This is a genomic window from Campylobacter sp. P091, from assembly GCF_002138935.1.
GTDB classification, from domain to species: Bacteria; Campylobacterota; Campylobacteria; order Campylobacterales; family Campylobacteraceae; genus Campylobacter; species Campylobacter devanensis.
The window spans coordinates 194,060-209,403 of sequence record NZ_MJKZ01000002.1 but is presented as its reverse complement, the minus strand read 5'-3'; the positions used below and the strand labels follow the sequence as shown (position 1 = coordinate 209,403).

The following is a 15,344-nucleotide window of genomic DNA, read 5'->3' as shown; positions in this document are numbered from 1 at the left end:
AGATATTAACCCTTAAGTACGATATCTGGGATAATTCCTTGCATAAAGAATGCGATGATTAAAGTCCAAATACCAATTAAGATAATGAAAGCAACTGAGTATTTAAGTGTGAATTTAAATAGCTCACTCTCACGACCTACTAAACCAACAGCAGCGCACGCTATAGCGATACTTTGTGGGCTTATCATCTTACCTACGACACCACCAACTGAGTTGGCTGCTAAAAATAGCGCTTCACCAACACCAAGCTCTCTAGCGCTAACTTGTTGAAGTGGGCCAAATAGAAGATTTGAGCTTGTATCCGAACCTGTTAAGAATACGCCTATCCAACCAATCACAGGGCTAAAGAAGGCAAAAGCATCGCCAGTTTGAGCAAAGGCAAGACCTAGAGTTGTACTCATAGCAGCGTTTTTAGCGATAAAGGCAAATGATACAACAAGACCGATTGTAATACAAGGAATCGCCATCTCTTTTAGTGTATCCCAGAAGCAATCTGCGGCATCGTTGGCTTTGATTTTTAAAAACCAAATTGATAAGAAAGCAGCTAGCAGTATAGCGGTGCCAGCTTGAAGGCCTACAAAGCTGATATTTAAATTTAACCCAATAGCCTTACCAGTAGCATCAACTATGCTTGTGCCTACATTGTTGGCAGCTAGAGTTACAACTGTGTAATCAAATATTCCACCTTTAGCAAATAGTGCTTTAAACCATGGTTGAGTCCATAGAATTATACAAGCGATTAATAGGATAAATGGTAGCCAAGCTTTGAATATTTGGCCATTACTAAGTTCGGTTTTGCTTGTAAAGTCTGTTTGGTCATCAAGTCTAAATATATTAGATGGTTTCCAAATTTTCAAAAATGCAGTAGTACAAATAAGAGATACAACAGCAGAAACAATATCAGGAAGCTCGGCACCAAGGTAGTTTGAGCTGATAAATTGTGTAGCAGTAAAGCTAATTGCAGCTACTAAAATTGCAGGAAATGTCTCTTTAACACCTTTAAATCCATCCATTAAAAATACAATGAAAAATGGAACAGTAAGGCTAAGTGGAACTAGCATTCTACCAACCATCGCTGAGACTTCATATTGTTCTACACCAACTAAATTCGCCATCGCAATAATAGGAATACCCACAGCACCAAAGGCAACAGGAGCAGTATTAGCTATCAGACACAATCCAGCAGCATATAAAGGCTTAAGTCCAAGACCAACTAAAAGCGCAGCAGTGATAGCAACTGGACCACCAAAACCGATAGCACCTTCTAAGAATGAGCCAAAACAAAATCCAATTAAGATAACTTGAATTCTGTGGTCTGGAGTGATGCTAATAACGCTTTGTTTGATAACTTCAAATGAGCCTGATTTAACTGAAAGTTTGTATAAAAATATCGCAGCGATGATAATCCAAGCGATAGGCCACATACCTTGAGCGAAGCCTTGAACGAAGCTAGCACCGATGAGAGAAAAAGGCATATCATATACAAATAACGCCAAAACAGAAGCCAAAATAACTGTTAAAAAAGCAGCCATATAGCCTTTTAGCTTAAAAACTAAAAGCGAAACCAAAAAACATAAAATTGGCAAAAACGCCACCAACGCACTTAGCCATATATTGCCAAGTGGATCATATATCTGTGTCCATTGCATACAGACTCCTATCGATAAAAATTTTGTGAAACTTCATTTTAGCGTAAATTATTATTAAATTTAAGATAAATTATAAAAATTGTTTAAAAAATCGTTTGAGTGTGTATAATCGTAACATTATAATTAAATTTATTTATAAATTTCAGTTTGATAGAGTATCTCCGCCCAGAGTAGGGCAGAGTAAATTTATAGAGCTTTGGATATAATTTTAGCGAGTTTAGAGCTAAATTCGCTTGGATTTTCTATACTCATACCTTCGCTGATTTTAGCCATATTTAGGATTAGTATAGCAACATCGTTTATCATCAATTCGTTATTAGCTAATTTGGTGATGATTTCGTGATTTGGATTGATCTCTAAGATTGGCTTGATTTTTGGTGCTTCTTGACCCATCTGTTTTAATAGAGTTTGCATAGCATAATCTGGGTCGTTTTTGTCATAGATTAGGCACGCTACGGAGTCGCTTAGGCGATTTGATATTTTGACATCTTTGACTTCATCTTTTAAGATCTCTTTGATTTTGCTTATTAGGGCGTTTGTTTCATCACTAGTTGAAATTTCACTACCAGTTATCTCGCTATCTATATCGGAGCTATTTATGCTCTTAAATGGCGTGGAGTCATACTCATTTACCATAGGCAAGACTATTGTATCTATCTCTTCATCACAGATTAGGACATTTATCCCTTTGGATTTAAACCCTTCTAAAAGTGGTGAGTTTCGTAGCATACTCTCATTTTGGCCGCTGATATAATATATCGATTTTTGATCTTCTTTCATTGCGGCTTTATACTCTTTTAGCGTGATTGGTTTGTCGTTTAGAGTGGATTTAAATAGGCATAAATTTAAGATATTATCTTTATTGGCATTAAATCCATATAGGCCCTCTTTGATAACATTACCAAAAAGAGAGTAGAGCTTGGAGTATTTTTCTTTATCGTTATTTAGTAGTTTTTCTAATTCGCTTAGGATTTTTTTGACGCTTTGGTCTTTGACTGCGGTTAGAATTTTATTCTCTTGTAAAATTTCACGGCTTATATTTAATGGGATATCTTCTACATCCATAACCCCACGCACAAATCTAAGATATGGTGGTAGAAGCTCTTTGGCGTCATCAGTGATAAATACACGCTTAACATATAGTTTTACACCACTTTGATAATCTACTCTAAATAGATCAAATGGTTGAGTTGATGGGATATAAAATAGGGTAGAATACTCTATTTTGCCCTCTGCTTTTGTATGGATATGCAGTAGTGGATCGCTACTATCGTGGCTGATTTGCTTATAAAAGTCATTGTAATCGCTATCTTTTAAAGTAGATTTACTCATTCTCCATAGGGCACTTGCTTTGTTGATTTGAGAGTTTTTGCTCTCATAATGCCCCTCTTTGTTCTCATCTTGTGGGGCTACCCACTCATCTCTATCCATATAAATAGGATATGGAATGTGATTTGAGTATTTTGTAATGATATTTTCTATTCTAAAACTATCTGTAAATTCATCATCATTGAGGTATAGAGTGATCTGTGTGCCGTGGCTATCTAGCGTGGATTTTGAAATTTCATATCCATTTGTATCGCTACTCCATTTATATGCATCGCTACTTAGGGCTTTGCGACTGATAACTTCTATTTTGTTAGCTACCATAAATGCTGAGTAAAATCCAACCCCAAATTGACCTATTAATGAGCTATCTTTTTTCGCATCTCCGCTCATAGATTCTATAAAGCCTTTTGTTCCGCTTCTTGCGATGGTGCCTAGATTGTTGATTAGATCATCTTCATCCATGCCTATTCCATTATCTGTGATTACTAATGTTTTGGCCTCTTTATCTAGTTTGATATCAATTCTAGGGGTGTATTGAAGTGATTTATAATCATCATTAGTTAAGCATAGATAATTTAGCTTATCTAGTGCGTCGCTTGCGTTTGAGATTAACTCTCTTAAGAATATCTCTTTATTAGAGTAGAGTGAGTGGATCATTAAATTTAAAAGATCGCTCACTTGTGTTTGAAATTGATGTTTTTGCATATTTTCTCCTTTGTCTTGATATTATAACTAACTAAATTTAATCATCATTCAAAAATCACAAATGGTAAGGTTAGAGTATTTTTAATTATATTAAATGGTGTTTTTAATACATCAGTCACTACTTGTGTTGTAATAATTGGCTCATCAATTGTTCCGCTAATTTTTATAATTGTAGATATGCTTTTATCTTTGCCTAATAGTATGTGGTTGACTAATGGAATTTTATCAATGATTGAGCTAGCATCTTTTAATAATTTTAATTCCAAAGTTATATCAATGAGATTTGTGGCTAGATTTATCGTTCCATTGCCAATTATATCAGCGGTTGCACCTTCGATATCAATAGCATGAATTGTTAGATTATCATCGATTCGTCCAATCCTTATAATTCCATCTTTAACACTAAAGCCTTTATTGTTAAAATCAGGTACCTTAAAAATAAGCAAGCTTGGAATAGAGTCTAAAAATGCTAGAAGTTGATTGTAAATTTTATAATCTTTTAGATATGTATCTTTTAATTCTAGGTCAGCTTTGAAATTTTTGCTATTTTTTCCCATAACTTTTAATCCAAAAACCCCCTCGCTAAATGTATTTAAATCTAAAATATCATTGACAGCTGTAGCTGATATACCATTTCCTTTGATCTTTAATATATCTTTACCTTCGGTAATAGATATATATCCTCCATCAAATTCCCCATCAAATTTAATAGTATCGCTAGTTTTATTTCCGCTAAAATGATCAAACAATACACTTTTATTAACATCGGCTATATTTAATATAGTATCATTGGCTATAAAGTTTAGATTTTTATCAAAATCACCTTTGGCAGCATTAGAATTTATAGTAATTTTGGCTGAATTTAAAAATATATTTACCTCATCATTAATTATGCTAGCCTCTACTATGCCACTATCGCTTTTTACATTAATAATATTGCTAGCATTAATGGTAAAGTTATCATCGGTGTAATTTCCATCCTTTTTAGCTAACATTGGAATATTAAATTTAGCATCATTAACTCTTGCATTGATATCTATAAAATTATTAGTTGTGATGTTAATTGCAGCTTTAGTGATATTTAAATCATTTATAAGCGTAGAGTAGGGCTTAAGCGGTTCTATGCTAGGTATATTTAGCGTAATTGGATTGGTAATATTTAGTTCATATCCTAAAGTTTTGGAGTTGATTTTTGGGGCTTTGCTAAATTCGAGTGTGATATTATCATCTAGATTTTTAATATCAAGTAGATTTGGAATAGCAATAGAGTTAAATTTAGTATCAAACCATGCTTGTTGTGTATTTGCATCAATAAAAGCACTAAAATTTGCATCAAAAATACTATTTTTTACATGGCTATTTTCTATAGTGAGTTTATCGTTTTTTAAAATTATTTTAGCATGATTGGTATTAAATTTTGCCCCAGAGATATCAATATCGCCATCAAGTATAAACTCCCCATTGGCTTGTACAATTATATTGCTTAGGTCTATGACTAAGCGAAGCTTTGCGTTCATATTGCCACTATTTTGCGTGATTGGGATATTTATATTGTAGGCTTTTAGTATATTATTTATATCATTACTATATAATGTTTTAGTATAAATATCTAGTATTAAATTTGGTTTATTAATTAACTCATTTATGCTTAAATTTATTATAGCGCTAGAACCTTGATATTTTGGATCTTTTATATCAAATTTAAGTCCAGAATTCTCAAATATCACATCTACGCTACTAGCAGTGGCTGCTGGGAGATTTGGGTGAAATTTTACTACTGGCGATACTGCTGTAGCTTTACCATAGAGCTTTGAGATTAGCGGATCATTGGAGTTTAAATCAAATTTACCACGTAAAATCTCAACCCTATAATCTTTAGCTTTTATATACCCATAAATCCAGTTTTTAATCTCATTATTAAGCCCAGTAATATTAGCTAAAGCGTTCATAAACTGCTCAATAGTACTAGCACTCACATCGCTAAGTTCATAGGTTAAAATATCATTTTCTATGTTTAGTCCTAGATTTCCGCTAAGCTCATAGGAGTTAAATTTTCCACTAAATTTATGTCTATCATTATAGAAATTTAGCTCTAAATATCCATTAATTGTAGTGTTAAAATCTTTTAATTTAATCTCATTTACGGCAACATTTAGATTGTGATTTTGTCTAGCAAAATTTGCATTTATATATAAATCTTTATTATTTAGATTAAATTTATTATCAGCATAGATAAAGTATGATTTATACTCACCATTTGTAATATTTGTAAGTTCAATTGTCTCAAAAAGCATATCAATCCAGCTTAGATAATGTAAAAGTTCTAAGGATGGTTTAGTGTTATTTTTTTCATTAGTCAATGGTAAAATATCGATATTTTTTACTCTTAGTGTAATTTTGTTATCTAATTTTATATATAATTGCGAAATTTTAAATTGGCTAAAATTTAAACTTTCTATCTTGATACCAATTTTTAACCATATAAAAAGGGCAACAAAAATGGAAATAAATAGCATTAAAAACAGAGCTAAAAAGCGGTTTTTGTTTATCATTTGTGAAATTGTACTCATATTTTTCCTATCGATTTTTGCTTCACTATCTCAAACGATGAATACCAGCAAGGTGGTATATTTACCAAAGGGAAGTGTAGGCGAAATTATATCTTATTTAGCTAAGCTAAATTTTAAGGTTGATGAATTTGATAAATATATTTTAGTTTTGATGGGATTTCCACAATCTGGATGGATTGAAATTGGGCAGACTAGCCTTAGTAAATTTGATTTTTTGTACAAGCTTACAACTGCTAAAGCTGCAATGAGAGATATTACACTCATTCCTGGTGAAACTACAGCATATTTTTTCTATGAAATTTCTAAAAAATTAGGGCTAAATTATAATGAATTAATGAAAAGCTACTTAGAAAATGCACCTATAAAAGAGGGGTTTTTAATCCCTGAGACATATAAAGTTCCAGTTGGAATTGGGGAGGCACATTTAGTTTATTATCTAATTAACACATCTAAAAAACAGCATGAGAGCCTAAGTAGAAAGATTTTTGGCGAATGGGATGAGAGACGATGGTATGAGTTTATCACTGTAGCTTCTATAGTGCAAAAAGAGGCTGCTAACAAAGATGAGATGGCTTTAGTAGCTTCTGTTATATACAATAGGTTAAAAATCGGTATGAAGCTACAAATGGATGGTACGCTAAATTATGATCTATACTCTCATGAAAAGATCACCCCACAAAGAATAGCCAAAGACAACACTAGGTATAACACATATAAATACGCAGGCCTACCACCAAATGCTGTTTGTAATGTTAGTTTTGATGCGATAAAAGCAGCAATTTTTCCTAAAAAGACAAACTATCTATATTTTGTAAGAGATAAAAGCACAGGTGCTCATATATTTAGCTCTACTTATGAAGCGCATACAAAAGCAATTGATCGCTCTAATAAGGCTAAATAATGCCACTTTCAAAGCTAAATAAAGAGCAGTATAGAGCAGCCACAGCGTCTATGGGGCATAATCTCATCATAGCAAGTGCTGGAACAGGCAAAACAAGCACAATTGTAGCTAGGATAGCTCATCTTCTAAACTCAGGGATAAAGGCTAATAAAATTTTGTTATTAACATTTACCAATAAAGCCGCTAGTGAGATGATAGAGAGATTGGGGCGTTACTTTGATAGTGATATAGTATCTCAAATCACAGCTGGGACATTTCACTCTGTATCAAATTCACTTCTAAAATCCCTTGATAAAGGGGTGATTTTAAAGCAACCTAGCGAATTAAAAACACTATTAAAGAGTATCACAGATAGAAGGCAATTTCATAGAATTAGCGATATTAAGGGATATAGCGGGGCGTATTTGTATGATATATACTCTTTATTTTGTAATAGTTGCGTAGGTGGTGAGAGCTTTGTAGATTGGTTTAGTGTTAATTATCCAGATCAGGTGGAATTTGCTGAAATTTACGATGATATCTTGCGTGAGTTTGAAGAGACTAAGAGTAATTTTAACTATGCTGATTTCAATGATCTATTAATTAAGATGAGAAATGAGCTTAAAAAGGGTGCTAGAATTTATTTTGATGAAATTTTGGTTGATGAGTATCAAGATACAAATTCACTTCAAGGCTCACTCATAGATGCTTTTAATACCAAAAGTCTATTTTGCGTAGGGGATTTTGACCAGAGTATTTATGCCTTTAATGGGGCAAATATAGGGATAATTGGTAGCTTTAAAGATAGATATTTGGATGCTAATATATTTTCATTAAATACAAATTACCGCTCAAGTGCTAAAATCCTAGCCTTGGCAAATAAAGTTATATCTAATAATCCTAGATTATATCCTAAATCGCTTGAAGTAAGCCGTGAGGGAGAGTTTAAATCGCCTATTTTGCTTGTTTATGATGAGCTTTTTATCCAGTATAACGCAGTAGCAGAGTTAATCTCAAATAGCAGATATAATAAAACTGATATCGCTATAATCTTTCGTAATAACTCAAGTGCTGATGGACTAGAGATAGCCTTAAAAGAGTATGGCATAAGCTGTAAAAGAAAAGGCGGAGTGAGCTTTTTTGAGTCTCGTGAGATTAAGGCGCTTATAGATTTGATATCGATTTTGGTAAATCCTAAAGATATTATGTCATTTATACATATTTTAGAGTATGCTAAAGGAGTTGGTAACGCTCATGCTAAGGAGATTTTTGAAATTTTAATCTCATCTGGAGATGGTAGCATCATAAAAGGTCTTATAAATCCGGATAAAAATAGCGCTAAATTAGCCCCCAAAAGGCATAATCATCAGCTTGGCTTATTTGATGATTTTAGCGAATTTATGCCATCAAATAGATTTTGTGAGCTTGGATTTGATGATGAGTTTATGAAATCTCCTGTTTTAAACTACTCAAATTTAAATCAAAATGGTGCGATATTTTTGTATGAGCTTAGGAATTTGATATTGAATTTAGATAAAAATAGCTCACCATATCAAATTATAGATAAGGTGATAAAATCTCAAATTTATAATATTATAGTTGATATCTTAGCAACCAAAAGAGCAACCCTAAAAAATGGCAATATAGATAACGAGCTTAAAAGCAACGCAATAGAGCGGATAATATCTAAGGCTAAGGTGCTTTTAGAGATTAGTAAAAGACATAATAATATTGATAATTTTTACAACTTTTTAACCCTTGGCAAGAGCGAAATGAGCGAGGGCGAAGGGGTGAATTTGCTCACAATCCATGCTAGTAAGGGGCTTGAGTTTAGCCTTGTTTTTGTAGTGGATCTAGCTCAAGGTAGATTTCCAAATTCAAGATTAATGAGTGATATAGAAGAAGAAAGAAGGCTATTTTATGTCGCTGTCACAAGGGCAAAGGATGAATTGGTGCTAAGCTATGCCAAATATGATAAGATAAGAAAAGTCGAGTATCAGCCAAGCTGTTTTTTAGCTGAAGCTGGTATGGTAAAGCCTTTAATTTAAATTTTGCTTAAAATAAATTTCTACTATTAATATTATAAGAGAAATTATAGAAATTTTGCTTATAATCAAGCTAAATTTTAATTAAAGGATAAAAATGATTGACAATACTATAAATGATACTAGTCGTATCAAAGACGCTAGATATCTAGCTAAGGTTATCAAAGCAGATGAAGCAGCGGCCCTCATTCCGCATAAGGCTCAAATAGGATTTAGTGGATTTGTCGGCGCTGGAAGCCCTCTATATATCCCAATTGCAATTGCCAATAGAGCTCAAAAGCTACATGAAGCTGGTCAAGAGTATAAGATTAGTATATATTCTGGTGCTAGTACTGATGTGGATTTAGATGGTGTTTTGGCTAAGGCTAATTGTGTTGAGTTTAGAACTCCATTTAATACAGACCCAAGTATGAGAGGCCGTATTAATGCTGGTGAAACTAGATATTTAGATGTCCATCTCTCATCTCTTGCGTGGCAAGTAGAGTGTGGATATTTTGGTGATATGGATTTTGCTGTGATTGAAATTTCAGGTATCACAGAAGATGGTAAATTAATCCCTACCACCTCAGTAGGCAATAACCAAGCTTGGTTAAATGCTGCTAAAAAGGTGATTTTGGAGTTAAATATCCATCAACCAAAAGAGCTAGAGGGATTTCATGATATATATGTCCAAGCCAAACCGCCATTTCGTGAGCCAATCCCACTTAAAACTGCTAGAGATCGTATAGGAACTCCATATATGAGCGTGGATTTTGATAAGGTTGTAGGTGTGGTATTAAGCTCTACTGAAGATAGGCTAAATAGCTTTACTCCACTTGATGAGGTTTCAATAGCCATTGGTGATAATGTGGCTAAATTTTTCGCTGCTGAAGAGGCTGCTGGTAGGTTACCAAAGGGTAAATTGCTACCGCTTCAAAGTGGTATTGGTAATGTGGCTAACGCTGTTTTAGCCGCTCTTAGTAAGGCTGGATATAAAGGACTTGAGTGCTACTCAGAAGTTATCCAAGATGGTATGCTAGACCTTGTCAAAGATGGCACCGTCGATCTAGCTTCGGCTTCAGCTCTATCACTTAGTCCAACTGCTGTGGAGGAATTTAGAAAAAATGTTGATTTTTATAAAGAGCATATAATTCTTCGCCCACAAGAGATATCAAATAGCCCAGAATTAGTAAGACGCCTTGGGGTTGTAGCTATGAATGGTATGTTAGAAGCCGATATCTATGGCAATATAAACTCAACTAATGTTATGGGTACGCAGATGATGAACGGAATCGGCGGTAGCGGGGATTTTGCTAGAAATGGCTATCTATCTCTGTTTTTAACTCCTTCAGTAGCAAAGGGTGGGGCGATATCAGCTATTGTGCCTTTTGTGAGCCATATAGATCACACTGAGCATGATACTATGGTGGTAGTAACAGAGTATGGATATGCTGATTTAAGAGGTTGTAGCCCAAGAGAAAGAGCGCAAAAAATGATAGCTATAGCTCATCCAGATTATAGAGATATGCTACAAGACTACTTCGATAGAGCGTGCGCTCAGCCAAAACCAGGCCACACGCCACATATATTAAGCGAAGCTTTAAGTTGGCATGATAGATTTAACAAAACAGGTAGCATGAAAAAATAACCTTATAAAGCTTAGCTTTGGAATAATATTTTTGAACTTATCTAGAATGTAAAATTACTATAAATATAGATAATTTTACAAAGATAAGTTCAAATTTATACTAAATTTTCTTATAAAATTAATAAAAAATAGTTATCAATCAAATAATAAAAGTTTTAAATTTATACATTTATAAATTGGCTACAATGTTTTATAACTTACATACGATCGTAAAATAGAATTAAAATGTATGGTTATTTTGTAATTATACAGTTTTTGACGCTACGTTTGCCTTTATATAGGCGTTTATCAGCTTGGTCAGTGAGCTTGTCTGGGTCAGTTCCACTATCAGAAATCCCAAATGTCACAGTAAAGTGAATTGAGCGATCGGTAGAGACTTTAACTGGTGTTTTATTTATGATAAATCTGATATTTTGAATTTGAGTAATAAAGTTTACTCTACTAGTATTTGTAGCTACAATGACAAATTCTTCGCCACCCCAGCGACACACGATATCAGATTTATTAGCGTTATCTGTAAATATTTTAGCTAAAGTTTTTAGAACCTCATCGCCGATGTTATGACCAAATTTATCATTTATACTTTTAAAATTATCAATATCACACATAGCAATTGTAATTGTTTTATTATTTTTTTTAGTTAAAATAGAGTGTAAGGCTCGTTTATTAATTAGACCAGTTAGATGATCTGTTTGTGAAGCAGTTCGTAATTCATTTTTGTGCTTGTGAAGTTCTTTGATATTTATCTGATTTACAGTATTGTAAATTTTAAAAATTATCATAAACAAAAACAATAAAAAAGTAAGATTACTAAGATAAAATATTTGCGAAAAGTCGCCTGGCTCTTTTGGAAAATATACATTTGAGATCATATAGACAATTATAAAACCAATAAAATCAAATCCAGCTAATAGATAGTTTATGATACGTTTTCTAAAAATATTTAGATATGTAGTCGAAGCAATTGCAATAATAATAAGGTAAAATCCATAATCCCATCCAAGTATAGTAGTAGCAAGCATCGATGAGATTACTATATGAAGATGTGCTAAGAAAAATGCTCTATCATAATTATTATCATCTATGGCCTTAAGTGAGATAAAATAGATAAAAATTCCAAGAAATGATATAACTGATAGTTCACTCATACCAATTAGATAAAATACTATAGAATATAGAAGTGTTACAACTAAAAATAGAGTTATTATAAATTTAAAATTAAAGGTTAGGTTATCTTTGATTAGGTTCATATTTTTCCGATACAACTTGGTTTTTGCCTTGATTTTTACCACGATAGAGTAGGTTATCAGCTATGCTAATTGCTTGGTTTATCTCTATTGGGTCTTCTATATATAGTAGTCCAAATGTTGCGCTGATAGGAACCTTATCAGGGTTAGCACTATGGATAGCGATTCTGGCTGATTCTGCGATTTGGATACACTTTTTGAAGTTTTGTGCTGGAATAATAGCTAAAAACTCCTCACCACCCCAGCGGCAAATTTTACCAAATTTAGATATTTTAATATTTAAAATCTCAGCAACTTTTGATAAAACAATATCTCCAAAGATATGTCCATAAGTATCATTTACATTTTTAAAGTTGTCTATATCACATAAAATGATAGCTAAAGAATGAATTTGATGATTTGAGAGCATTTTAAAATGCTTAGAGATAATTTCATTCATTGGTGCTCTATTATAAAGACCAGTTAGATAGTCAATCTCAGCAATGTTTTTATAGCTGATATTTTGCTTTTGTGTAGCAATTATATCAAGAGTCGAGATGGTGTTAGTGTTATCTTGTAATACAAAAAATTTCACCGCAATCATACAAAAACAAAAGATAAAACTAATATGTTTAATAGTCTCAGAGCCATAGTTTACATCAAGTCCGCTAAAGGTAAAATATAAAATAATAAATAGCGTAAGCTGCAATAGTGGAAGCGTAATTTTTAAGATTAAATTCTTAAGAGGCGAGGCGTAGTTAATAGCTATAAGCTCAAGTAAAAATAGCTCAAATCCATAACCCCACCCTAAAACCAAAATAGATGATACCATGATATACGTAGCACTAAGCTGTATCCATAATTTTATAATTTTTTCAAATTTAGGTTCGTTAAAATCTATATAAAGCGCCATTGATACAAAGAAACATATGGCAAAATTTATAAATAAAAAAAATATTCCTGAGTATGCAAACATTGAGCCATATACGGCTAAGATGATAATGTATAATAATAGTAGCTTATGATAGATCTTAGGATATGATCTTAGCTCTTTGGCAATTACACTCATAGCAGGGTAGATTTAAATCCAAATTTATTAGCAGCGACTCGTAAATCATCAATAGTATCTATGCCGATGCTTTGGCTATTTATCTCTAGCATTGCAATTTTTTTAGCACTTGAGATAGCACGAAGCTGTTCGAGCTTTTCTATGTTTTCTAGTTCTTTAGTTGTAAGTGCGCAAAACTGTGCTAATGTGCTAACGCTATAACCATAGATTCCAATATGCGCTTTATATAGATCACAGCGACTTCTTGGATATGGAATTAATGAGCGTGAAAAGTATATAGCATAATCATTTATATCTGTGATTACCTTGACTAAATTTGGATTTTGAGCCTCTTCTGAGCTAGCAAATTTTAAGCAACTCGTCATAAATGCACCATCATTTATTCTTTGAGAGGTAAAATCTTTAAATTTGCTTAGATTTTTCTCCTCAAAGAATGGCTCATCTGCTTGTAAATTTATTACAATCTCATCATCTTTTAGTCCAAGCTTTTTGACCGCTTCATTAATTCTATCAGTGCCACTATCATGAGCTTTACTAGTCATTATCGCTTTTATTCCAAATTTTTGTGCAATTTGCAGTATATCTTCATCATCACAAGCGACAACAACATCATCGCATTTACTAGCTAATTGGGCGGTTTTAATAAACATAGGAACCCCGCCGATATCAGCAAGGATCTTATTGGCAAATCTAGTAGAGGCTAGTCGTGCAGGTATTACTATCATTGTTTTATCCACTCTATAATATTTGATTTTATCTGATTTTTTTTGACTATATCAGTATGAATAGCCTCTTCTTTAAATAGTTTGATTATACTTTTTGGAAGCTTTACATGATATTTACTAGCTAGTAATTGCATATCAGCAAGTTCATCAGTGCTGGTTCTATTTTTTAGCGCTTTGATCATACTTGGAGTAAATTTAACCCATTGAGCAGTTGAAGTTATCACGGTTATATTTTCATCATTAACTAAATTTAGACAAGTCGCAGTATGCGGGTCAATTAATATACCTGATTTTGCCATTTTAGAGATATTTTCTATACACTCATCATCAGTGCAAAATGCCGCATCAAAGTCAGCTTTTAGTGCATTTAACTCATCGTTTGTTAGTTCGTATTTTTTATTTGTTGCTAGGCTATCCATCAGCTCTTTGGTTCTAACTGCACCAAATTTATCAAATAACAATCTCTCAACATTTGAACTAACTAAAATATCCATTGCTGGGCTGATTGTTGAAATTAACTCTTTATTATTTAAATCATAAATACCAGTAGTAAAAAGTTGAGTTAAGATATTATTTTGATTTGAAGCAATTTTTATTCTGCCAATATTTGCACCCATTTTTTTAGCATAGTAAGCACCAAGTGCATTACCAAAATTACCACTTGGAACAATTATATCAATTGGTTTTTTATTATTGTTTATACTTATGCAGACATAGATATGATAGATAATTTGAAATAAAATTCTGCCAAAATTGACCGAATTTGCAGCACTAAGATTGTAGCCTAATTCAGCTAAAACTGCTTTAAATTCATTATCATTTAATAATTCTTTAAGTGCTTGCTGAGCATCATCAAAGTTGCCCTCAATTCCGATTACTTTTAAATTTGGTGCTTTTTGATTTACCATTTGAAGTCTTTGAACCTCGCTGGTACCATTCTTTGGATATAGGCAGACAACTTTTATATCTTTAGCATTTTCAAATGAGCTTAGAGTAGCTGGCCCAGTATCGCCGCTAGTAGCGCACATTATTAGCTGTTTTTGACCATGAGAAATAGAGCTTAAAAGCTCTCCAAAAGGCTGAAGTGCCATATCCTTAAAGGCTCTAGTTGGCCCATGCCAAAGCTCGTTAATATATAGATCTTTATGAACTCTTTTAATCTCAACAGCGCTTTTATCAAACTTCTCATATCTACTAAGTGCTTTTTTGAATTTATTCAAACTAATATTAAAGTTAAATTTTTTAATAATCTCTAGCGCAAAATCTTCATAATTTAATCTAGCTAATTTTTTAAACTCTTTTTTACTAATTAGTGGTAAATTTATTGGTGCATATAATCCGCCATATTTGGCTGCTGGATTTAGCAATGCAGTATCTAAATTTACTGATTCGTTTAATTCATCACCACTTTGAAGTCTAGTGCCTACTAGCATTGGGGCAGTTAGTGCTTGGAGAGTTTCTAGGTGTTTTGAATTTATCTCGCTTAACTTTTCAATGGAGAGATATTCGCATATTTTTG

The 15,344-nt window shown here is 32.8% G+C and carries 10 protein-coding genes; 3 read left to right on the top strand and 7 right to left on the bottom strand.

From position 1 onward, the window contains the following. Positions 1–5: 5 nt before the first annotated feature. From CIGNP91_RS02985 to CIGNP91_RS02975, 3 genes are all read right to left on the bottom strand, one after another. Positions 6–1,649 (bottom strand): lactate permease LctP family transporter, encoded by a 1,644-nt coding sequence (locus tag CIGNP91_RS02985; protein ID WP_419653815.1) that lies wholly within the window; start codon positions 1,647–1,649, stop codon positions 6–8. A 186-nt stretch (positions 1,650–1,835) separates the two neighbouring features. Further along, positions 1,836–3,683 carry a molecular chaperone HtpG gene (htpG, locus tag CIGNP91_RS02980; protein WP_086253338.1) on the bottom strand — a complete coding sequence of 616 codons (1,848 nt, stop codon included), beginning with the start codon at positions 3,681–3,683 and terminating at the stop codon, positions 1,836–1,838. Between the two features lie 44 nt (positions 3,684–3,727). Then, on the bottom strand, positions 3,728–6,253 hold the full coding sequence (locus CIGNP91_RS02975; RefSeq protein ID WP_086253337.1) for a YhdP family protein: 2,526 nt from the start codon (positions 6,251–6,253) through the stop codon (positions 3,728–3,730). Between CIGNP91_RS02975 and mltG the strand changes: the two genes are divergently transcribed. From mltG to CIGNP91_RS02960, 3 genes are all read left to right on the top strand, one after another. Next, a complete protein-coding gene (gene mltG, locus CIGNP91_RS02970; RefSeq protein ID WP_442861876.1) occupies positions 6,141–7,154 on the top strand; it encodes an endolytic transglycosylase MltG in 1,014 nt (337 codons plus the stop codon). The two genes, CIGNP91_RS02975 and mltG, sit on opposite strands and share 113 nt — an antisense overlap. Continuing rightward, positions 7,154–9,181 carry an ATP-dependent helicase gene (locus CIGNP91_RS02965; RefSeq protein WP_086253335.1) on the top strand — a complete coding sequence of 676 codons (2,028 nt, stop codon included), beginning with the start codon at positions 7,154–7,156 and terminating at the stop codon, positions 9,179–9,181. The genes mltG and CIGNP91_RS02965 overlap by 1 nt, the downstream gene beginning before the upstream one ends. Before the next feature lie 94 nt (positions 9,182–9,275). Then, positions 9,276–10,805, top strand: a complete 1,530-nt coding sequence (locus CIGNP91_RS02960; protein ID WP_180383204.1) for a succinate CoA transferase — start codon at positions 9,276–9,278, stop codon at positions 10,803–10,805. A 233-nt stretch (positions 10,806–11,038) separates the two neighbouring features. On the opposite strand, the gene CIGNP91_RS02955 is transcribed toward CIGNP91_RS02960, so the two are convergent. From CIGNP91_RS02955 to thrC, 4 genes are all read right to left on the bottom strand, one after another. Next, on the bottom strand, positions 11,039–12,055 hold the full coding sequence (locus tag CIGNP91_RS02955) for a GGDEF domain-containing protein (RefSeq protein ID WP_086227087.1): 1,017 nt from the start codon (positions 12,053–12,055) through the stop codon (positions 11,039–11,041). After that, positions 12,036–12,944, bottom strand: coding sequence for a GGDEF domain-containing protein (locus tag CIGNP91_RS02950; RefSeq protein ID WP_180383203.1), 909 nt, complete (start codon positions 12,942–12,944; stop codon positions 12,036–12,038). The genes CIGNP91_RS02955 and CIGNP91_RS02950 overlap by 20 nt, the downstream gene beginning before the upstream one ends. 152 nt (positions 12,945–13,096) lie before the next feature. Beyond that, a complete protein-coding gene (kdsB, locus tag CIGNP91_RS02945; RefSeq protein ID WP_086232047.1) occupies positions 13,097–13,825 on the bottom strand; it encodes a 3-deoxy-manno-octulosonate cytidylyltransferase in 729 nt (242 codons plus the stop codon). Beyond that, positions 13,822–15,258 (bottom strand): threonine synthase, encoded by a 1,437-nt coding sequence (gene thrC / locus CIGNP91_RS02940; protein WP_236848367.1) that lies wholly within the window; start codon positions 15,256–15,258, stop codon positions 13,822–13,824. The genes kdsB and thrC overlap by 4 nt, the downstream gene beginning before the upstream one ends. Positions 15,259–15,344: the final 86 nt, after the last annotated feature.